This window comes from Sinobaca sp. SA16-1 (assembly GCF_059510515.1).
Genome location: NZ_JCAKFL010000003.1, coordinates 580850 through 602318, shown reverse-complemented (window position 1 = coordinate 602318; position 21469 = coordinate 580850). Strand labels below are relative to the sequence as shown.

General features: G+C 47.3%; 16 protein-coding genes. All 16 read right to left on the bottom strand.

All coding sequences use genetic code 11. From position 1 onward, the window contains the following. Window positions 1-81: 81 nt before the first annotated feature. The 16 genes from recA to AC5W2J_RS10945 all read right to left on the bottom strand — a co-directional run bounded on the left by recA (window position 82) and on the right by AC5W2J_RS10945 (window position 21341). Window positions 82-1128: a recombinase RecA gene (gene recA / locus AC5W2J_RS11020; protein WP_496059502.1), complete on the bottom strand. Its 1047-nt coding sequence runs from the start codon at window positions 1126-1128 to the stop codon at window positions 82-84. Between the two features lie 241 nt (window positions 1129-1369). Further along, the gene (locus AC5W2J_RS11015) at window positions 1370-2986 is read right to left on the bottom strand and encodes a DEAD/DEAH box helicase (RefSeq protein ID WP_496059501.1); all 1617 of its coding nucleotides are present in this window, start codon (window positions 2984-2986) and stop codon (window positions 1370-1372) included. After that, complete coding sequence (locus tag AC5W2J_RS11010) at window positions 2973-4223, bottom strand: competence/damage-inducible protein A (RefSeq protein WP_496059500.1); 1251 nt, start codon at window positions 4221-4223, stop codon at window positions 2973-2975. The genes AC5W2J_RS11015 and AC5W2J_RS11010 overlap by 14 nt, the downstream gene beginning before the upstream one ends. A gap of 20 nt (window positions 4224-4243) precedes the next feature. Further along, a complete protein-coding gene (gene pgsA, locus AC5W2J_RS11005; RefSeq protein ID WP_496059499.1) occupies window positions 4244-4822 on the bottom strand; it encodes a CDP-diacylglycerol--glycerol-3-phosphate 3-phosphatidyltransferase in 579 nt (192 codons plus the stop codon). Between the two features lie 250 nt (window positions 4823-5072). Further along, on the bottom strand, window positions 5073-5918 hold the full coding sequence (locus AC5W2J_RS11000) for a helix-turn-helix domain-containing protein (RefSeq protein WP_496059498.1): 846 nt from the start codon (window positions 5916-5918) through the stop codon (window positions 5073-5075). A 17-nt stretch (window positions 5919-5935) separates the two neighbouring features. After that, entirely contained in the window at window positions 5936-6709 is a 774-nt protein-coding gene (locus tag AC5W2J_RS10995; protein WP_252313772.1) for a DUF3388 domain-containing protein, read from the bottom strand. Between the two features lie 82 nt (window positions 6710-6791). Continuing rightward, window positions 6792-7523 carry an elongation factor P 5-aminopentanone reductase gene (gene ymfI / locus AC5W2J_RS10990; RefSeq protein ID WP_496059497.1) on the bottom strand — a complete coding sequence of 244 codons (732 nt, stop codon included), beginning with the start codon at window positions 7521-7523 and terminating at the stop codon, window positions 6792-6794. Beyond that, window positions 7516-8805 carry an EF-P 5-aminopentanol modification-associated protein YfmH gene (yfmH, locus tag AC5W2J_RS10985; RefSeq protein ID WP_496059496.1) on the bottom strand — a complete coding sequence of 430 codons (1290 nt, stop codon included), beginning with the start codon at window positions 8803-8805 and terminating at the stop codon, window positions 7516-7518. The genes ymfI and yfmH overlap by 8 nt, the downstream gene beginning before the upstream one ends. Beyond that, window positions 8806-10080, bottom strand: coding sequence for an EF-P 5-aminopentanol modification-associated protein YfmF (gene yfmF / locus AC5W2J_RS10980; protein WP_496059495.1), 1275 nt, complete (start codon window positions 10078-10080; stop codon window positions 8806-8808). 18 nt (window positions 10081-10098) lie between these two features. After that, a complete protein-coding gene (locus AC5W2J_RS10975) occupies window positions 10099-12450 on the bottom strand; it encodes an FtsK/SpoIIIE family DNA translocase (RefSeq protein ID WP_496059494.1) in 2352 nt (783 codons plus the stop codon). 192 nt (window positions 12451-12642) lie between these two features. Beyond that, window positions 12643-14310 carry a ribonuclease J gene (locus tag AC5W2J_RS10970; protein WP_496059493.1) on the bottom strand — a complete coding sequence of 556 codons (1668 nt, stop codon included), beginning with the start codon at window positions 14308-14310 and terminating at the stop codon, window positions 12643-12645. Between the two features lie 216 nt (window positions 14311-14526). Beyond that, entirely contained in the window at window positions 14527-15396 is an 870-nt protein-coding gene (dapA, locus tag AC5W2J_RS10965; RefSeq protein WP_496059492.1) for a 4-hydroxy-tetrahydrodipicolinate synthase, read from the bottom strand. Between the two features lie 68 nt (window positions 15397-15464). After that, a complete protein-coding gene (gene dapG / locus AC5W2J_RS10960; RefSeq protein ID WP_496059491.1) occupies window positions 15465-16688 on the bottom strand; it encodes an aspartate kinase in 1224 nt (407 codons plus the stop codon). A 20-nt stretch (window positions 16689-16708) separates the two neighbouring features. Further along, the gene (gene asd / locus AC5W2J_RS10955) at window positions 16709-17764 is read right to left on the bottom strand and encodes an aspartate-semialdehyde dehydrogenase (protein ID WP_496059490.1); all 1056 of its coding nucleotides are present in this window, start codon (window positions 17762-17764) and stop codon (window positions 16709-16711) included. Between the two features lie 98 nt (window positions 17765-17862). After that, entirely contained in the window at window positions 17863-19125 is a 1263-nt protein-coding gene (locus AC5W2J_RS10950) for a M16 family metallopeptidase (protein WP_496059489.1), read from the bottom strand. Window positions 19126-19244: 119 nt separating this feature from the next. Continuing rightward, window positions 19245-21341 (bottom strand): polyribonucleotide nucleotidyltransferase, encoded by a 2097-nt coding sequence (locus AC5W2J_RS10945; protein WP_496059488.1) that lies wholly within the window; start codon window positions 21339-21341, stop codon window positions 19245-19247. Window positions 21342-21469 lie beyond the last annotated feature (128 nt).

Sequence of the window (21469 nt, the reverse complement as noted above, 5' to 3'; positions counted from 1 at the left end):
ACGGGGCCTGCTGCCTGTGAGGGAGGTCACACTCATGAAAAAAACACTGTCCGGCGTGGACAGTGTTTGAAAAACATATAGTTACTCGTCTTCAAGAGAAAGAGCCGGTTCTGTTTCTTTTTTCACATCTTCTTCTGGTGTTATTGTTAGATTGTGGTGTTCTCGAACACGTCGCTCAATTGCATTCAATATTTCCGGATGTTCTTTTAAATACTGCTTGGAATTTTCGCGTCCCTGGCCGAGGCGCTCGCCTTCGTACGAATACCAGGCACCACTTTTCAAAACGATATCCAGTTCGGCTGCAATATCAAGCACTGATCCTTCACGGGAAATTCCTTCTCCGTACATAATATCGACTTCTGCTACTTTAAACGGCGGCGCAACTTTATTTTTTACTACTTTGATTCTCGTTTTATTACCAATCATTTCATTTCCCTGCTTTAATGTTTCCGCACGTCTTACGTCAAGGCGGACAGAAGAGTAGAACTTAAGCGCACGTCCACCTGGAGTTGTTTCCGGGCTCCCGAACATCACGCCGACTTTCTCACGGATCTGGTTAATAAATACACAGATCGAGTTCGATTTACTGATCGCACCGGATAATTTACGGAGCGCCTGGGACATTAAGCGGGCCTGAAGACCAACGTGGGTATCGCCCATTTCCCCTTCAATTTCCGCTTTCGGTACAAGTGCTGCCACGGAGTCAACAACGATCATCTCGACCGCTCCGCTTCGTACAAGTGCTTCTGCAATTTCCAGCGCCTGTTCGCCTGTGTCCGGCTGGGATAGAAGAAGTTCATCAATATCGACGCCGAGCTTGGCTGCATATGCCGGATCGAGTGCGTGCTCTGCATCTATAAATGCCGCCTGGCCTCCGCCGCGCTGTACTTCTGCAATCGCATGAAGGGCAACGGTCGTCTTACCTGAAGATTCCGGTCCGTAAATTTCGATAACACGTCCGCGCGGATACCCGCCGACTCCAAGGGCAATATCAACTGCCAGCGTACCACTTGAAATAGTGGAAACGCGGCGGTCCGTCTGCTCCCCCATTTTCATTATGGATCCTTTTCCAAACTGCTTTTCAATATTTTTCAACGCCTGGTCGAGCGCGGCTTTTCTATCATTCATATGATCTCTCCTTTTTATTAAATGCTGTTTTTTTCCAATGCCTCCCCCGATTTATCGGAAAAAAGTAGGAACGCTGGTGAATCGCTGCTGCACTTTATCGCTAAATACATCATACCCTTTTTTCTTCTGTTTGCCAACTAATTTGCGAACATCCATTCGCTTTTTTTATTATTTTTTCAGAAGGAATCAAAAAGGCGCAGCAATAGAAAAGCTGCCCGCTTAAAACAGGCAGCCTGGTGTATTATTTTGTCTGACGTGCAGGCGGGCGGGGAGATGGATTCGTTCGTTTTGGGCGCGGCTTTGCCGGCTCCAGATTTACTCTGGCTCCATTGATTCTGGAATAGCGCAGGGATTCATACACGAACGGCGCCACATCATCCGGCACCTCTACAAACGTAAAGTTTTCAAAAATATCAATGCGTCCGACCGCTTTTCCGGCGATGCCGACTGCATCGGATATTTCTTCAATCAAAATTTTAGCACTCATGTTGACATTTCGTCCTACATTAATAAAGAAACGTGTCATTCCTTTAGCTCCGCCGGTTTCCCCGAAGTTATATGCGTCATCGTTTCCGCCGAGCGAACCCGAGAAGTTCATTTTCATTAAGGCACGAATAATGTCTTTCGGATCGGATTCTTTTAATAATTCATCGGTCAGGTCATCAAATAAATTTAAATGCTCCTCTTCGCTGAACTGATCTGTAATCATCTTTTTCCAGGACTCCTGCTGTTTTTCGACCACTTCTTCAATGGAAGGCACTTCGTTTGCAGGAATCGTCATTTTGATTTCTGCTTCGATCGAGCGCAGGTGCTTCATTTCCCTTGGGGTTACAATTGTAAGCGCCTGCCCGTTTTTACCGGCACGTCCGGTCCGTCCAATACGGTGCACATAACTTTCCGGATCCTGGGGAATGTCATAGTTGATTACGTGGCTGACGTTCTGTACATCAATACCGCGGGCAGCTACGTCGGTTGCAACGAGGAATTCAATCGACGCATCGCGGAATTTTTTCATGACGGTATCGCGCTGGGCCTGATTAAGATCTCCGTGCAGGCCGTCCGCCAGATAACCGCGGGCCTGAAGCGCTTCTGTTAATTCAGCTACTCCTTTTTTCGTACGGCAGAAAATAATGCCGAGCTCCGGATCCTGGCTGTCGAGTATCCGGCAGAGAGAATCCTGCTTGTTTTTTTCCAATACTTTATAATACACCTGTGCAATGGATGGAGCCGTTACTTCACCTTTATTGATAGAGACCACCTGAGGCTTGACCATGTATTTCTGGGAGAGCTTCTTTATTGCCGGAGGCATTGTTGCAGAAAACAGCAGGGTCTGCCTATCTTTATTTACTCTCTTTAAAATAGTTTCAATGTCCTCTACAAATCCCATGTCAAGCATTTCGTCGGCTTCGTCCAGAACTACTGTTTTAACCTGATCGAGCGCAAGCGTGCCGCGGCGGAGATGGTCCTGTACGCGGCCCGGTGTTCCAATTACAATCTGAACGCCTTCTTTTAAGGCACGGATCTGATGGCCTATGGACTGGCCGCCGTAGATAGGCATCGTGCGGATACCAATATGACGGGACAGCTTTTGTATTTCTCCGGACACCTGAATGGCGAGCTCTCTTGTCGGCGTCAGGATAATTGCCTGAACATGCTTGTCTGTTGTCACGCTGTTAATAATGGGAATGCCAAAAGCAGCGGTTTTTCCCGTCCCTGTCTGTGCCTGCCCGATTAAATCAATCTTTTCCAGGATTTTCGGGATGGCTTTTTCCTGAATAGGAGAAGGTTCTTCAAATCCCATTTCTTTTACGGCCTGCTTTATTTCACTGCGAATCGAAAAATCATCAAAAAACGTCATTGCTTATCACCTTTTCTTTCCATAACAGTCGATAGCCGTGAAACACGGCAGAATGTCTGATTAATTTTCTGCTTCCTTTTAAATGCAGCGGAAAGGCTTTGACACCGCCGTCCACGGCGAGTCCAATCCAGACAGTGCCCGGGGGATATCCTTCAAGCGCATCCGGTCCGGCTACCCCTGTAAAACTAATGCCGACGTCTGACTGCATGTATTCTTTTACATTAAGAGCCATCTCTTCTGCACACTCCCGGCTCACTGTGCCATAAGAGGCGATCGTTTCAGCTTTTACGCCGAGCAGTTTTTGTTTGGCTGCGGCCGAGTACGTGACGGCTCCCCCGGCATATACGTCGGAGGCACCTTCTACATCTATTGCTTTTTTAGCAAACCATCCGCCGGTCAGGCTTTCTGCCGCTGCGATCGTTTTGCCCGCTTTTCTGAGCCGGTCGAGCGTCAGCTCAATTAAAGGCTGTTCTCCAAAAGCGTAACAGTATTCACCGGCACGCTCTAGAATTTGCTGCTCGGTTTCAGCGATCAGCTTATGGGCTTCCTCTATCGTAGATGCTCCTGCTGTCACACGGATGATCACTTCCCCTTCTGAGGCAAGCGGGGCAATAGTCGGATTGGATTGAAAACCGATAATATCCTTCAGCTTTTCTTCGAGCGTCGATTCGCCAATTTCCGTAAAACGGAAGATTTTTGATTCGATGACTTTGTTTTCTTTCCTGTTCTGTAGGAGATATGACTTTCCTTCTTTTTCAAACATCATTTTCATTTCATGCGGCGGGCCGGGAAGCAGCATATAATGTGTATCATTATGTGCAAATGCCACTCCGCAGGCAAGCCCGTTGTGATTTTGCAGCACAAAACTGTCTTCTAAGTATAGAGCCTGGCGTTTATTGGCTTCTGTCAGCGCCATGCCCCGCTCCTCAAAAAATGCCGTCAGCTTCTGCATAGATGGGGGATGTTCCAATAATCTGCGTCCAGCATGCTCCGCGACGACATCTTTTGTAAGGTCATCCTCTGTAGGCCCGAGTCCTCCGGTCAGTACAACGAGATCCGCCCGCTTTTCAGCTTCGGCTATCGCTTCGTGAAGCCGTGCTGTGTTATCACCGATAACTGTATGCCTGAAAATACTGATCCCGAGCGCCGCCAGTTCCTTGGACAGGTGCTGTCCGTTCGTGTTTGCTATCTGGCCGAGAAGAAGCTCCGAACCTACTGCGATGATTTCTGCGTTCATAAAGACAGTCCTTCTTTCTGTTAGGTGGATTTCAGCATCACATGCTTGTTTTTCATAAAGTAATCAACACCGGACACAATAGTCAGCAGAACGGCAATCCACATTAGTCCCATACCAACCGGCAGTCCGATAAGACTAAACGGCAGGTTGTGAAATAACAGCACGGTAATAGCCGCCATTTGAAAAACGGTTTTCCATTTACCGAGGCCGCTCGCAGCGATAACGTCGCCTTCTGCAGCAGCGACGAGCCGGATGCCGGTTACAGCAAATTCACGGCTTAAAATAACAATCGCCATCCAGGATGGCAGAAGCTGCAGGTCAATTAAAACAAGCAGTGCTGCAGTCACAAGCAGTTTGTCTGCAAGCGGATCAAGGAATTTACCAAAGCTTGTAATCAGCTGACGCTTGCGGGCAATGTAGCCGTCAAGCCAGTCTGTAGCTGCAGCTATGATGAAAATAATGCCGCCTATTACATGGGACACCGGGATACTGTACGTCCCTAAGCCGATCATGCCAAGCCAGGGAGGAATTAACATAAAGAACACAAACAGGGGAATCAATGCTATTCGTGCCAATGTGATTTTATTTGGAAGGTTCATCAGGCGCTTACCCCTTTTCTTTTTCTTTCTAAACAGCGCACACCCTCAAAAAATGATGTTAGTTGTTATTGTACCATAATTCTACTTTTCCGCGGCGGACACCAGGAGATTTTCACTGCCTTACCGGGCTTTTTTCTCTTGTTCCCGCTTTTTGTTCAGAAAAGCACAGACCCTTTTCATCTGTTTTTCGAAGTTCAGTAACTTCCTCTAAAGCAATAGTTGAAAAAAAGCGCCGGAACTGCGGCGCTTTTTACTCTGCTCTTTCAAATATAACGTTCTGGTGAATGGAATCGCTTGGCCATTCAAATGCCTCACCGTTAATGGTTACTTCCACACCGGACGTATTCCCGATGTTAAAGAGAACATAATCCCTGTCACTGTAATCAAGCGTGACCGGATCCATATCAGCAGTGGCGTCATACTGATCAATAATACTGCCGCTCTCGTCCTGAGTATCAATATAAGCGTCTCCTGTAAATGCCAGTTCGAATTCAAGGGATTCCATATCCGAGATGTCGTACGTGGTTACCATGCCTTCGCTTGATATTTCCTCGGGCTGGTTTTCATTGTCCGTTTCTGCAGGCTCCTCTTGTTCTTCTTCCTGCTGCGGAGGAGCCGGTTCGCCGGGATCTTCATTCGATTCGACCTGTACTCCCGGATCTTCCCCGGGAGAGGACGACTGATCCCCGCTGTCGCTTAGGCCCTGAATAGCTAAAAACAGGCCGAAGCCGACAATACCTAAAAACAGGATTCCTGCAAATACAGGCAGAAGCGTTGTTCTGCCCGAAGACTTCCTGGAGGAGTTCCGGCGGCGCTGGAGACGATCGATCCGGGAATTACGCCTGCTTTCCGGGTGGTGAATTTCCGGAAGCTCCGCTCCATACTGATCTATAACCTGGTCCGGATCAAGACCGAGTGCTTCGGAGTAGCTTTTTACGAACGCTTTCGCATAAAAAGCGCCCGGCAGCGCTTCATACTGGCCGTTTTCAATCGCCAGCAGATAACGCTTTTGAATCTTTGTTGCTTCCTGGAGATAATCAAGAGACATGTTTTGATCCAACCGTTTGTTACGTAGAAAAGCCCCTAATTCTGACATGCTGTACCACCTACCATCTAACTAATATCAAACGAAGAAAAGCCGGAATCCACTACATCATACGTAATAACCTGGCTGTCATCATTACGCAGTTCAATAATACAATCAAAATCCTGGATGGTGTAATGGGACTCACGGATAAAAATATCCGGGTGCTCAACTACTTTAACAGAGGGCAGCTTCATAACCTGATCGACAAGGTCCCTGTGTTTTTGGGGCGCCCGCATCATGCTGACAATACCATCAATAATATAAATGTGTCCTTCTCCCTTTTCATCTTCCCCCAGATGGCTTCTTACCGTCTGGCGCAGAAGGGTGGACGAGATAAACGTCCAGCGCTTATTGGCGCATACGCTGGCTGCTACCAGGGATTCTGTTTTTCCAACACGCGGCATCCCCCGGATGCCTACTAAATAATGGCGGTCTTTTTTAAAAAGTTCGGCAATAAAGTCGACGAGCAGCCCTAATTCATCGCGGACGAACCGGAACGTTTTTTTATCATCGGCATCCCGTTCAATGTAACGGCCGTGCATAACAGCAAGCCGGTCCCGAAGCCTTGGCTCCCGGATTTTCCGCAGCGTAATTGTATCGATGGTTTCCATAATGCTGCGCAGCCTGACGACCGAATCATCATGCCGGCTGCGGATCAGCATCCCGCGCCTGCTGTGCTCTACTCCATTGATCGTGACGATGTTAATCGAAAGCATACCGAGCAGGGAAGAAATGTCCCCGAGAAGGCCGGGTCTGTTTTCGTGAATTTCATATTCCATATACCATTCTTTGGGCTCCATTGTCTCCGCCTGCCTTTCCTGTGCTGCCTATAGATTAGTTACTATTATTGTAACGTTTGTCTAAAAGCGGCACAAAGCTTTTTTACGAAAAACCGCCGTCTATTTGTAAAATATGTCCATTCATGTACGAAGAGCGGCTGGAAAACAAAAAAGCAACTGCTTCTGCCACTTCTTCCGGCCTGCCCATTCTTCCGGCTGGAATCTGTGCCACCAGGTCCTCCTGCTCTTCTGTTGAAAAAATACCGTTCATTGGTGTATCGATAACTCCAGGAGCGATCGCATTCACGTTGATACCGCTTGGGGCTGCCTCTTTGGCAAGAGAACGGACGAATGCTTCCATTCCCCCTTTTGCCGCAGAATAGACAGTTTCCATCGCGGTCCCGCTGCTCGCCCATATAGAAGAAATCAATACGATGGTTCCCTGCTTTTCCTGAATCATATAAGGAAGCAGCTTTTGGCATGTAAACACTGCCTGAATTAAATGAGAGTGAAACTGGCTCATTATTTCTTCAGGCTGTGCATCCTGCAGCAGGCCGTACAGGGAAGCCCCTGCTGCATATACGAGGCAGCTGACCGGGGAGTGCACCTGCCGGAGTAATACTTCCGCCCCGTTTTCTTTTGATAGGTCGGCGCGCAGAATATATGCTTTGCCTCCAAGTTCGCGGCATCTGTCGGCGAGCTGGTTCATCCTGCTGTCTGAGGCTTCGTGACAGTGCAGAAACAAGGAATATCCTTCTTCAGCAAGCTTCACGGCAGCGGCGCTTCCGATTGCTCCGCTTGCCCCTGTCACTAATACGAAAGGTCTGCTACTCATTAATCTTTTTTACGACTTGGGAAACCGAACGTTCCGGCCCGTGAAAATGCTGCTTCCATAATGCCAGACATTCTTCTGCCGTAATTGACTCCAGCACAGCCGCTGTATCAAACATATCCATTCCTGCAAAAGCATAGCTCGTATATTGGCTGGCCATAAATTCGAGGCTGTTTAACTGGCGCAGAAACGTGCCGATGTTGCGGCGCTTGATGCGCTCAAACATATCTGTATCAAATGCCGATGGATCTTTGGACTCCAGCAGATTCGTGATTCGGTTCTGCAGTTTATCCGGATCGGCCGTATCCCCGCCTGCTACAAAAAAGGTAAAGGAGCGGTCTACCTGAAACTCACCGGAAAATGAATCATCAATCAAACCTTCTTCATACAGAGATTCGTAAAAGGTGGTCCCGGGACCAATTAATGTATCCATCAGCAGATCCATGGCGAGTTCGTAGCGCATTAACTCTTCGCCTGTTCTCTCCTGGAGCACTTTATAGCCAACCAAAACTTTTGGTGTATTAACGCTCATTTCCAGAATTTTTTTTGGAGAGGCGGCTTCTGCCGGCTCTTCCGGAAGAATACGCTTCAGCTCGGGTGCAGGGGGAAAGTCCTTGCCTGCCTGATTTTCTTTAACTAATGCCATTAATGCTTCCGGATCGGCATCGCCTGCAATAAACAGCGCCATATTGGAAGGGTGGTAAAACGTTTCATAGCACGTATACAAATCTTCTTTTGTAATATCATAAATAGATGCTACCGTACCGGCGATATCAATCTTAGCCGGGTGTTCATGGTACATGCCGCCGAGAAGCTGGAAAAAGGCAAGCCAGTCTGCCTGGTCTTCATACATGCGGATTTCCTGCTCAATAATGCCTTTTTCTTTCTCTACGCTTTCTTCTGTAAAATACGGGTGCTGGACAAAATCAAGCAGCGTGCTAATATTTTTTTCCGTCTGGGCCGTGCTGGAAAACAAATAGGCCGTTTTCGTAAAGCTCGTAAAAGCGTTTGACGATGCCCCCTGTTTACCAAATGTCTGGAACACGTCCCCTTCTTCATCTTCAAACATTTTATGCTCCAGAAAATGAGCAATGCCATCCGGCACTTTTACCGGCTCGCTTTTTCCAATCGGCGTAAAGTGGTTATCGATAGATCCGTAGTTGGTTGTAAATGTTGCAAATGTTTTATGGAAGCCTTTTTTCGGCAGAATATATACCTGCAGGCCATTATCAAGCACTTCGTAGTAAAGCGTTTCATCAATTGTGTTTTTTTCGAGCGTGTTCATTTATTGGTCCTCCTTCTCTCCATGAAGAAAAAATACAGTATCTATCACAATATCTGCTGCGCAGTCGGCTACTTCTTCAAGCGTAACGGCTTTCACCTGGCTGATCCATTCATCCATAGATACCTGACGTTCCCCGACAATACCCTGATAAAGCAGATCGGCGGTGCCTTTGGCAGAATCTGCTGTTTCGAGCAGCTGATTTACAAGCATACCTTTTGTCTGTTCTACTTCGTCTTCGGTGAACCGTCCGATTTTCATGTCCTCAATCTGTTCTGTAATAATAGCGAGCGCTTTATCGTACTGGGACGTTTCGATCCCGGCCATAATCGTGACAAAGCCTTTTAAGCTGTCGTATCTGGATGCTGCATAATAAGCGAGACTTTCTTTTTCCCTCACGTTTAAAAACAGCTTCGAATGAGGAAATCCACCGAGCAGCGCATTGGCTACCTGCATGGCAGCAAATGAAGAATCTTTAAAATAGACCGGCACCCGGCAGCCGATATGAAGTTTCCCCTGCTGGATATCATCGGTTTCTTTTATATAATTAGGGGTCTCTCTTACTGAATAAGCGGTGCCCGCTGTTTCTTTTACCTGCAGATTGTCTTCAAAAATAGAAAATGCCGAGGCTGCTTTAACGGCTTGTTCTTCTTCCACATCTCCAATAATATACATGTCCACTTTGTCTTCTTGAATCATAGAGTTATAGATCACCATGAGTCTGTCTGCCGTAATGGCTTCCAGGCGCTCCAGTTCTCCCTGTGCCTGCAATCTGTAAGGATCATCGGGAAACATATGCTGAAGCATCCGGTTGTTGGCATAGCGGATTTTATCGTCATACACAGCTTCCATCCGCTGCTGAAGGTTTCGTTTTTCTTCCAGCATAATTTTTTCAGAGAACACACCGTTTTCCAGATAAGGCGCCAGAACGGCACCTTTTAGAAAAGCAAGTCCTTCTTCCAAAAGCGGTTCTGCATGCTCAATATACCGCTCATTGGCAATATCGAGCCGGAAGGTAAGCAGATGATAATCGCCTTTTTTGGCTACATCCGTTGTAAATACCGCACCGTATAAATAATCCAGGTGGGAACGGATGCTTTTACGGGAAGGGTAGTCGGATGTGGCGCTTTTTAACACCTGGGCAAGCAGGGAACGTTCTGTAGCTGTTTCCGCTTCAAGCGGTGCGAGCATCTGCAGCAGAATCGTTGTTGTTTTGAATTTTTTTGTCGGCAGCAGATGAAGCGCTGCCCCTGTATTAATCTGTTCTTTCTCTACCATTGGCTTTGAGCCCCTTTCTTAATACCTTGGTGCTTCTTCTTCAGCTGCCGGAGGGGCGGAGATCACGTCTCTTGGCTTGCTTCCACCGTACGGTCCTACAATGCCGCGTTCTTCCATAGCATCAATCAGACGTGCAGCCCTCGTGTATCCTACGCGGAATTTCCGCTGCAGCATGGAAACAGACGCACTTTGTCTTTCTACGACAAAAGCTACTGCTTCATCGTATAAAGAGTCATCTATTTCTTCAACTTGTTCTACTTTGTCATCAGGAATCATTTCCTCCTGGTAATTAGCTTTCTGCTGGGCGATTACTGAAGCGACAATAGCTTCGACTTCTCCATCGGAAATAAAGGCGCCTTGGATACGCGTTGATTTATTGGATCCTACCGGAGAAAAAAGCATATCTCCTTTTCCAAGAAGCTTTTCAGCGCCGCCGCTGTCCAAAATGGTGCGGGAATCAATCTGGCTTGTAACCCCAAATGCAATCCGTGAAGGAATGTTTGCTTTGATTACTCCTGTTATTACATTAACAGACGGACGCTGGGTTGCGATAATCATATGAATCCCTGCGGCTCTTGCCATTTGGGCAAGCCTGGTAATCGCATCTTCCACATCGCTTGAAGCGACCATCATTAAATCAGCCAGCTCGTCGACAATCACAACGATGTAAGGCAGTTCCAGCTGTTTATCCCCGCTTTTTTCGTTTTCTTTTTTCACGTACTGATTGTAGCCTTCCATGTTCCGCGTCCCTGTGTGGGAAAACAGGTCATAGCGCCGTTCCATTTCCGCCACTACTTTTTTCAGAGCCTGTGCGGCCCGCTTCGGCTCTGTTACCACCGGTGCAAGCAGGTGGGGAATCCCGTTATATACATTAAGTTCCACCATTTTAGGATCAATCATCATCAGCTTTACTTCATGCGGTTTTGCTTTCATTAGAATGCTTGTAATAATGCCATTAATGCAGACACTTTTTCCGCTTCCCGTAGCGCCTGCTACGAGCAGATGAGGCATCTTATTTAAGGCGGCCAGCACGGGTTCGCCTGATATATCCCGGCCGAGTGCGACTGCAAGCGGATGGTTGTCTTTCTTCATTCCTGTTTCCAGCACTTCCCGGACCGTCACCATTGCTACTTCCTGATTCGGTATTTCAATGCCGACGGCTGATTTCCCGGGGATAGGCGCTTCTATACGAATATCACGCGCAGCCAGAGCCAGCGCTAAATCATCGGTTAAATTAACAATTCTGCTCACTTTCACTCCTGTATCCGGCTGCACTTCGTATTTAGTTACGGCAGGACCAAGGTGCACTTCGTTTACTTTTGCTTTCACACCAAAGCTTAACAAAGTCTCTTCAAGTTTTCTTGCATTTGAGCTCAGCATGCGTTTTTCTACATGCTGGGTGTTGCGCTCCGGTGCATTTAATAAATCGAGTGAAGGCAGAATATAATTTTTATTTTCTTCTTCTGCCGAAGAGGCCAGTACGGCTTCTTCTGTCCCCTCAAAGGTTCCGCCGGTTTCAACAGGCGGTTCGACGGCTCTTTTCGTTGGAGGTGCCTCTGTTTTTTCCGGCTCCTCCTGTTTTTCATAAGCGTTTTCAGCGAAATTATAGATAAGCGGTGTTTCCGGCTCTTGTTCCACCAGCTCCTGCTGCTCATATACCGGCTCTTTCGCCTTTGCTGCCGGTTTCTTTTTTGCCTCTTTCGGTTCGGCAGCACGTGCCTGCCTTTTCTGTTCCCGCTGCGCTTTGGATGCCTGATATTTCTCGTTCAGCACGGCCTGGGTCTTTTTCACAGCCGGTGCTGTTTTTGTTTTCGTACCACTGGCCAAATCCTGCAGCGTTACGCCGGTAATAATCATCAGCGCCACGATGGCCAGCAGAACAGCGATCAAATAAGAACCCGGCACCCCGAACAGGGTGTATGTACCTGCATAAAGAAGAGCTCCCGTCATTCCTCCACCAATCGATGCGTTGGCCGCTCCGGTCGCCTGCTCCGTGAACGCATTCCATGTAACAGCCAGACTTCCTCCGGCTTCGTCCTGTCCGGAGGCCTCATTCATAAAAGCGATATGGCTGAATATCAGCACAGACAATCCGCCCATACATACGCCGGCGCCGATACGCTTATTGATACGCGGCCATTTTTTCTTAAAAATAAACGCTGCCGCAACAGCTATAACGCCTAGATTTAATACGATGTGAAAATCTCCTGCAAAGAAACGCAGAAAAGAAACGAGCAGTTCGCCTACCAGCCCGAACTGAAACAGCGCTGTTAAAGCAAGGGTAAGCAGAACCAGTCCCGTCCATTCTATTTTCATTTCGCTTTTTCGTTTTTTGGTCCATTTTTTTGTCCGTTTCCGTTTTTTTGCCACTTCTTGTCCACCTCATTATCTGTTCTCACCTGTTGTATTAAAGCCGTTCTCTGTTCTTGTATGCCTGTTGTTATTATAGCATATGGCTTTGCTGCTAAGGCGCAGCGCCGTGTATTTTTCCGTTTTCCGGATGCAAAAAGCCTGCTGAAGAATCATAGATTCCAATCAGCAGGACTTTTCTTCATTTTTATATTACACTTCCATAATAATAGGCAGGATCATCGGGCGGCGCTTCGTTTTTTCATATAGAAAACGACTCAGCACGTCGCGGACGCTGCTTTTTAGCGTGGACCATTCTTTTTCTTTTTCTGCAATGCATTTTTCCAAAGTGGCCGTCACTTTTTTGTTTGCTTCTTCAAGCAGTTCTTCCGATTCGCGTACATATACGAATCCTCTCGAAATAATATCGGGACCGGAAGCAATCGTTCCTGTTTTTTTGTTAAGGGTGACGACAACGACTAGAATACCATCTTCCGATAACAGGCGTCTGTCCCGAAGCACAATGTTTCCCACATCTCCTACCCCGAGTCCGTCTATTAAGACGTTTCCGGAAGCTACTTTTCCAGCGCGGCGGGCTTTGCGTTTCGTGAATTCCACGACTTCGCCTTTATCGACTAAAAAGATATTGGCCGGATTAACGCCGGCTTTTTCAGCGAGTTCGCCATGGGCGGACTGCATCCGGTACTCTCCGTGAATCGGAATGAAATACTTCGGCTTGACGATATTAAGCATGGTCATTAATTCCTGCTGGCTGGCATGGCCGGACGTATGAATGCTGTTTTTTCCGTAGACCACTTCCGCGCCTACTTGGTAAATCGCATCAATCGTACGGCTGACCGTTTTTTCATGGCCGGGGATAGGGTTGGCTGCAATCAGGACTTTATCGCCTTCCTGAATGGACAGCTGACGGTTTGCGCCTTTTACAAGACGAGTCAGTGCAGACATTGGTTCTCCCTGGCTTCCGGCACACAAAATCGTTATTTGATGAGGCGCATAGCTGTCCACTTCATTCGCTTCGATAAACGTATCCTCGTGGCGCTGAAGATAGCCGAGTTTATGCGAAATTTCGATTGCTTTGAGCATACTGTGCCCGACTACCGCAATTTTACGGCTTTCTTTTTCCGACGCATTAATAACCTGCTGAATACGGTGAATGTTGGAAGCAAACGTCGTAACGACAATGCGGCCTTTTGTTTCAATAAAGGCATCCATCATCTGCTCACCGGCCACTGCTTCGGATGGAGTCGTTCCCGGCACTTCGGCATTAATACTATCCGAAAGCAGGCAGAGTACGCCTTTTTTGCCGTAGTTGGTCAACTTGCCTATTTCAGTGAGCTGGCCGTCGATCGGCGTCTGGTCGAATTTGAAATCACCGGTGTGCACAATCAAACCCTGCGGGGTGTCGATGCATACGCCGATAGAATCCGGCAGGCTGTGCGTCGTTCTGAAAAAGCTTACAGGCAAACTGCCAATTGTGAGGCGTGATTTCGGATCAAACGAGCGGAGATCCGTTTTCTTGCGGAGTCCATTTTCTTTAATATGGTCTTCCACGATAGCAATAGTAAGCTTTGTTCCATAAACAGGCGCATTAATTTTACGCAGAATATAAGGAAGAGCTCCTATATGGTCTTCGTGCCCGTGTGTCACGATAATCCCGCGGATTTTTTCTTTATTCTGCACGAGATACGAGATATCCGGAATAACGATGTCTACGCCGAGCATATCATCTTCCGGAAACATTAACCCCGCTTCAATAATAAGAATATCTTCTTCTGTTTCCACAACATACATATTTTTACCAATTTCGCCTACGCCGCCCAAGGCAAAAATACGAATGCTGTCTGTATTTTGATTTGACAATGTGTTTCCTCCTATATAGTCTATATTCTTCTGTAGTAGTGTGATCGAAGCAGTCATCTATTTACTTTGCATACCCGGTCCAGCACTTGATTGTAGTATAACGCAAGTCGAAATAAGAATACAAGGTCTCTTTACTATCGGAAAAGGGGCTCTGTTCCATTTCTTTATGTATTCAAGTTATAACAGCCGGCTCTCATAAAAAGAAAAGCCCGGCCATCAGGCCAGGCTGAACCATTGCTCCAATTGTTTAATTTCTGCATCTGTCAGCGGCAGCATCGGCAGTCTCGTATCGCGCGAGATAATTCCCTGCTGTTCGAGCATTGCTTTAACAGGCGCCGGGTTCGGGGCAATAAAGCAAGCTTTCATTTTCGGAAGCAGCGACCGGTGAATTGCCGAGGCGTGCTCCACAGACCCTTCAGAGAAGGCCTGGACCATTTCTCTGAGCTCGTGCCCTGCAATATGAGCCGCAACCGATACAACACCGTATCCGCCTACACTCATGATCGGAAGCGTCATCGAATCATCCCCGCTGTACACAGCGAAATTCTCCGGAGTTGAAGCAATAATATGCGAAATCTGATCCAGGCTTCCGCTTGCTTCTTTTACGGACGTAATGTTTGGAATGCCCGCGAGTTTAATCATCGTTTCCGCCTGCAGATTGATGATGCAGCGGCCCGGTATGTTATACACCATGACAGGAAGGGTCGTCGCTGACGCGATCGCTTTAAAATGTTCATACATACCTTCCTGGCTCGGCTTATTATAGTATGGCGTGACCGCCATAATTCCATCAATACCGAGTTTCGAGGCTTTTTCCGTCAGCGCGGTGGAATACCCGGTATCATTTGTACCCGTACCTGCGATAACCGGCACGCGTCGTCCGCTGATTTCAGCTGTGCGCTGGAATAGCTTTAACTTTTCATCGGTCGTAAGCGTCGGTGATTCGCCGGTCGTTCCGGCGATAACCAACCCTTCACTTCCGGTCAGAATCAAATGCTCCACTACTTTTTCTACACCCTGCCAGTCAATCTTCCCCTCGTTGTCGAAGGGAGTAACCATGGCGGTCAATATTCGGCCAAATTCCAAGCTCTCCCTCCCCCTTTCCTTTTTACTTTGTTTTTTTCATATAGGAAAATGGAGAATGCTGTATTGTATTACTGTTTCACCCGCCGGCCTAATTCAAACATCTGATGAAGCGCCAGTACGGCTTTATTCATATCTTCCCCGTGAACGAGCGTCCAAATCGTTGTATGCGAATCCGCCGACTGCAGAATAGATATTTCTTTTTCTGCCAGTGCGCCGACGATTTTGGACACCACGCCCGGCACCCCCGTCATGCCGGCACCTACTGCGGATATTTTGGCGCAGTTATGAATAAAGGTGCCTTCCAGCTGCTTTGTATCAAGCAGAATTTTCACTTCCGGGCTTCTATCATCAGGTACCGTAAAGATGAGGCGCTGCGGCTGAATCGTAATAAAGTCGACCGATATATCATTTTCAGCCAGTTCTTTGAATACAGCTGCCTGCTGCGCCACACCTTCTGCATGCTCCACGGTAACCTGTGTGACGCCGGAAATATGGGCAATCCCTGTTACCTGGCGCTCAACACGGTCAGACCCTGCCGTACCGCCGATAATCGCTGATATAAGTGTTCCTGGTGCATCGGATGCCGTTGAACGGATGCGGATTGGTACTTTTCCCTGCATCGCAATTTCCACAGCACGGGGGTGGATGACTTTGGCTCCCTGATAAGCCATATTGCATATCTCCTGATACGTAGCGGACGGAAGAATTTCCGCCTCCTCCACGACACGGGGATCCGCCGTCATAATGCCTTCTACATCTGTAAAAATATCTACGTACTCTGCCTGGAGCGCTGCGCCGATCGCTGTCGCGGACGTATCGCTGCCTCCGCGGCCGAGCGTAGTGAGCTCGCCGTCTCCGGATACCCCTTGAAAACCGGCGACTACGACGACATCTGTTTCTTCCAGACGCTTAACAAGTGCCTCCGTCTGCATATCGACAATACGGGCTGCCCCGTACTGTCCATCTGTGCGGAAACCAGCCTGTGCGCCGGTCATAGCAGAAGCTTTTAGCTTTTTGGACTGCAGCAGCTCCGTAAAAATAACCGAAGAAATCGTCTCTCCTACACTTACAAGCATATCTTTTTCCCTTGTGCTGATCTGGGAACCGTTCTGGTTCAACAGCCCAAGCAGTGTATCGGTCGCATAAGGGTCTCCCTGCCGTCCCATTGCCGAAACGACGGCAACGACTTTATACCCCTCTTCTACCGCACGTGCTACATGAGCGGCCGCAAGCTCTCTAGTTGCTTCATCTTTAACGGATGTTCCACCGAATTTTTGTACAATAACTTTCATGTTGCACCTCGTTCATCATTTTACGATGGCTTTACAAGCCCAAGTTTGAGTAAGCTTTCTGCAATCTGTACGGAGTTGTAGGCAGCTCCTTTTAAAAGGTTGTCAGAAACAACCCAGAAATGATAAGCATTTGCACGATCCAGGTCTTTTCTGATGCGGCCGACAAATACGTCCGGCAGACCGACACTGTCAAGTGCCATTGGATACTCCTGGTTGGCAGGATCATCTTTAAGTGTAATTCCTGCAGCATCTTTGAGAAGCGCCTTTAACTCTTCCACGCCTGGATTTCCGTTTTCTGTTTCAATATATACTGATTCAGAATGACCGGTTTCAACCGGAAGGCGCACGCAGGTTGCAGCTACTTCAAGCTCGTCCTGATGCAGAATCTTTTTTGTTTCATTCATCATTTTGATCTCTTCAAAGGTATAGCCGTTGTCCTGAAACTTATCAATCTGCGGGATCGCATTAAAAGCAATCGGAAAATGTTTTTTGTCTCCGCCGACAGGAAGAATTTCCGGATCGGCATCTTTTCCGTCCAAAACATCCCGGGACTGATTTTTCATTTCTTCTACAGCGGCCCAGCCGGCGCCTGAAACAGCCTGATACGTAGAAACGATCACTTTTTTCAGACCATGCTTTTTACGGATAGGCTCTAGAGCGACAACCATTTGAATCGTTGAACAGTTCGGGTTTGCAATAATGCCGTTATGGTTATGAAGATCGGCTTCGTTCACTTCCGGAACAACAAGCGGAACATCTTTATCCATCCGATATGCGCTAGTGTTGTCGATACAGATGGCTCCGCGTTTTACTGCTTCCGGAGCTAATTCTTTTGATACTGAACCTCCTGCAGAGAACAGGGCAATCTGAACGCCTTCGAATGATTCCGGCTTTGCTTCCTCCAGCGTATATTCGGTTCCTTGAAAGTCTACTTTTTTGCCTGCTGACCTGCTTGAGGAAAGAAGCTTTAATTCCTTAATGGGAAAATTCTTATCTGCGAGCGTTTTCAGCATCTGCTGACCAACCGCTCCTGTTGCTCCTACTACTGCTACCGTGAATCCTGTTTCATTTGACATTGAGTTATACTCCCTTTCAAAATAACAAATTCATTTTATCTCTACCTATATTAACATAAATGATCCCGAGCCGCCTGCAGATATTTCAGTGGAAATGCCTAACGGCGGGAAATTTCTGTTTTTTTCAGATGATTTTCCGGCAGGCTGCCTTCAGGGCTGATAAGCGAAATGGAATAATCCTGTCCTAAAAGTGCGTCTGCGGTACGTGCTGTATCCTCAAGCGTAATCGCTTCTATTTTTTCTACAATATCATCCAGACTTTGGTGGTAGCCGAGCAGAAGTTCATTGCGGCCGTTGCGGTTCATACGGCTGCTCGTGCTCTCCAATCCAAGCATTAAACTTCCTTTAAGCTGTTCTTTGCCGTTCTCCCATTCTTTCCGGCTGATTCCATTTTGGGCCAGCTCTTTAATAACAGCCTGCATAGAATCAAACATTTCATCCAGGTGCTCCGATCCTGTGCCTCCATATATAGTCAGCATACCGCTGTCACGGTAGGCGGATTGATAGGAGTACACGGAGTAGGCAAGTCCGCGCTTTTCTCTGATTTCCTGAAAAAGCCTGCTGCTCATGCTTCCTCCGAGGGCATTATTTAACAGGACGAGTGCAAACGAATCATCGTGTCCTGCCTCCAGGCCCGGAAATCCCAGACAGAGGTGAGCTTGTTCTGCCGGTTTGGTATGCACACTTTCCCCCGGCAGAAATACAGGGCTCTCCGATTTATTCTCAGATCCCCGGCGGCTTAGAGCGGAAAACGTTTCTTCTACTTTTTCCAGAAGCACTTCGTTCGTATTTCCAGCTACTGAAATGACGATATTGCTGCCTGTATAATACTTGTCCATATAGGCTTTCAGCGATTCGGAAGTAAACGAACCGACCGTATCCGTAGTGCCCAGGATCGGGCGTCCCAGCGAGTGGGCTCCGTAGGAAACCGCTTCTAAATAGTCGTGTACGATATCATCGGGTGTATCATCAACCATTTTTATTTCTTCAAAAATAACACTTCGCTCTTTTTCCAGTTCTTCTTCGTCAAAAGTTGAATGAAAAAACATATCGGAGAGAATATCCAGTGCCTGCCCGGCGTGGTCATCAAGTACTTTGGCATAAAAGCATGTATATTCTTTTGCCGTGAACGCATTCACCTGGCCGCCGATTCGGTCGAAGTTTTCCGCGATATCCGCGGGTGTTCTTGTATTGGTTCCCTTAAAAAACATGTGTTCCAGAAAGTGTGAAATTCCATTTTCTTCTGCTTTTTCATAACGGGAGCCGGTGCCGACCCAAATGCCGATCGTGATGGAGCGTACAAAAGGGATATGTTCGGTTACAACACGCACTCCGTTGTCCAGTTCTTTTTTGTTTATCAACAGCTTCCTCCTTTTTGCCTCTTTTATCCTCATATATAAGAAAAACTTGGCCTAAGCCAAGCTTTTCGGATTCGTGCCTATTCAATTGGTATATCCAGCCGGAATCCGATTTTATTTTCTTATTTATTGCTGCTTTCTTCTTTTAACAATACTTTTCTCGATAAGTTAACGCGGCCCTGGTTATCAATTTCTGTAACTTTAACCATAATCTCGTCATCGAGCTTAACAATGTCTTCCACTTTATTCACGCGTTCTTCAGCAAGCTGTGAAATGTGAACCAGACCGTCTTTTCCTTTGAACAGTTCAACAAAGGCACCGAACTTTTCAATGCGTTTTACTTTACCAAGGTACGTTTCACCGACCTGTACTTCACGCACAAGATCTTCGATTCGTTTTTTGGCGGCGGCATTGGCACTGGAATCCGTAGAAGAAATATAGACGGTTCCATCCTGCTCAATATCAATTTTCACGCCGGTGTCGTCAATAATCTGGTTGATCGTTTTTCCACTCGGTCCAATAACGTCGCGGATTTTTTCCGGTTTAATATGAAGGGTCAGGATTTTCGGTGCATAGGTGGACAGCTCTTCTCTTGATCCGCCGATAGCGGAAAGCATATTGTCCAGTACGTGCAGTCTTGCCTGTCTTGCCTGCTCTAGTGCAAATTTCAATATTTCACGGTCAATACCGTCAATTTTAATATCCATCTGCAGTGCTGTAACGCCTTTTTCAGAGCCTGCTACTTTAAAGTCCATATCGCCGAGAGCATCTTCCATTCCCTGGATATCTGTGAGTACTGTAACATCTTCGTCTTCTTTTACAAGACCCATGGCAATACCGGCTACCGGTGCTTTAATAGGAACACCTGCATCCATCATGGCAAGGGCGCTTGCGCAGATACTTGCCTGTGAAGTCGAACCGTTGGATTCGAGCACTTCAGACACAAGACGAATCGTATATGGAAAATCTTTTTCGTCCGGAATTATAGCTTCCAGCGCTCTCTCACCAAGGGCGCCGTGGCCGATTTCTCTTCTGCCTGGTCCGCGGATCGGGCCTGTTTCCCCTACGCTGAACGAAGGAAAGTTATAGTGATGCATAAAGCGCTTGGATTCTTCCTCACCGATACCGTCCAGAATCTGAACATCACCGAGCGGCCCCAGTGTACATACGCTTAGCGCCTGTGTCTGGCCGCGTGTGAACAGACCGGAACCGTGCGTTCTTGATAACAGCTTAACTTCTGATGTCAATGGACGGATTTCATCCGACGTCCGGCCGTCCGGACGGATTTTATCTTTTGTGATTAATTTTCTGAACTCTTTTTTTACAAGTCCCTGAATGATTTCTTTTACTTCACCATGCTCTTCTTCAGTAAAGGATTCAAGAATCCGGTCGGATACTTCTTTAGTTGCTACATCGCGGGCCTGCTTTTCTCTAACCATTACAGCCTCGCGCAGGTCCGTGCCTGCTGTTTCTTTCACTCGTACAGTCAGCGCTTCGTCAGGCGTGCGTAATGGAATGTCGCGCTTTTCCACGTTCATTTCAGAAACGATTTTTTCCTGGAACGTGACCAGCTTTTTAATTTCTTCATGGCCGAACATAATCGCTTCAAGCATCACATCTTCTGTAACCTGCTTTGCTCCTGCTTCTACCATGTTAATTGCATTCTTCGTACCGGCAACCGTAAGGTCAATGTCACTTTCCTCAAGCTGCTTCATTGTAGGATTTATGACAAATTCTTCGTTCACACGTCCTACACGGACGCCTGCAATCGGCCCGCCAAAAGGAATGTCAGACACGCTCAGCGCCATTGAAGAACCGATCATAGCGGCCATTTCCGGCGAGCAGTCTTTATCGATGCTCATTACAATGCTGATAACCTGAAGATCATTACGAAAGCCATCCGGAAACAATGGACGGATCGGACGGTCAATTAAGCGGCTCGTTAAAATAGCGTTCTCGCTTGGACGTCCTTCGCGTTTAATAAACCCGCCCGGAATTTTACCGGCGGCGTAAAGACGCTCTTCATAGTTTACCGTCAGTGGGAAGAACGGTAGATCTTTCGGTTCTTTCGATGCTGTAGCCGTAGACAGTACAACCGTATCGCCGTAACGAACCATTACCGCTCCGTTGGCCTGCTTTGCATATTTCCCTGTTTCAATCGTTAATTCCCGTCCTGCCCAATCTATACTAAACGATTTGCTTTCTTGTTCTGTGCTCAATAGGGTATCCTCCTGTTTCTATAGTGCGCACTGCCAGAGTGCTGCCTTCGTACATATGTTCATGTAAAACAATTATATAGTTCAGCCCGCAGGCTGTAATAATTTCTTAAAAATGGCAAAAAAAGCGG

Coding starts and splice junctions, on each gene's coding strand:
- yfmF (WP_496059495.1), bottom strand. CDS start 10,080: ATGGTAGAGAAAGAACAGATTAATACAGGGGCAGCGCTTCATCTGCTG.
- recA (WP_496059502.1), bottom strand. CDS start 1,128: ATGAATGATAGAAAAGCCGCGCTCGACCAGGCGTTGAAAAATATTGAA.
- yfmH (WP_496059496.1), bottom strand. CDS start 8,805: ATGAACACGCTCGAAAAAAACACAATTGATGAAACGCTTTACTACGAA.
- AC5W2J_RS11010 (WP_496059500.1), bottom strand. CDS start 4,223: ATGAACGCAGAAATCATCGCAGTAGGTTCGGAGCTTCTTCTCGGCCAG.
- AC5W2J_RS11015 (WP_496059501.1), bottom strand. CDS start 2,986: ATGACGTTTTTTGATGATTTTTCGATTCGCAGTGAAATAAAGCAGGCC.
- ymfI (WP_496059497.1), bottom strand. CDS start 7,523: ATGAGTAGCAGACCTTTCGTATTAGTGACAGGGGCAAGCGGAGCAATC.
- asd (WP_496059490.1), bottom strand. CDS start 17,764: ATGTCAAATGAAACAGGATTCACGGTAGCAGTAGTAGGAGCAACAGGA.
- AC5W2J_RS10995 (WP_252313772.1), bottom strand. CDS start 6,709: ATGGAGCCCAAAGAATGGTATATGGAATATGAAATTCACGAAAACAGA.
- dapG (WP_496059491.1), bottom strand. CDS start 16,688: ATGAAAGTTATTGTACAAAAATTCGGTGGAACATCCGTTAAAGATGAA.
- pgsA (WP_496059499.1), bottom strand. CDS start 4,822: ATGAACCTTCCAAATAAAATCACATTGGCACGAATAGCATTGATTCCC.
- AC5W2J_RS11000 (WP_496059498.1), bottom strand. CDS start 5,918: ATGTCAGAATTAGGGGCTTTTCTACGTAACAAACGGTTGGATCAAAAC.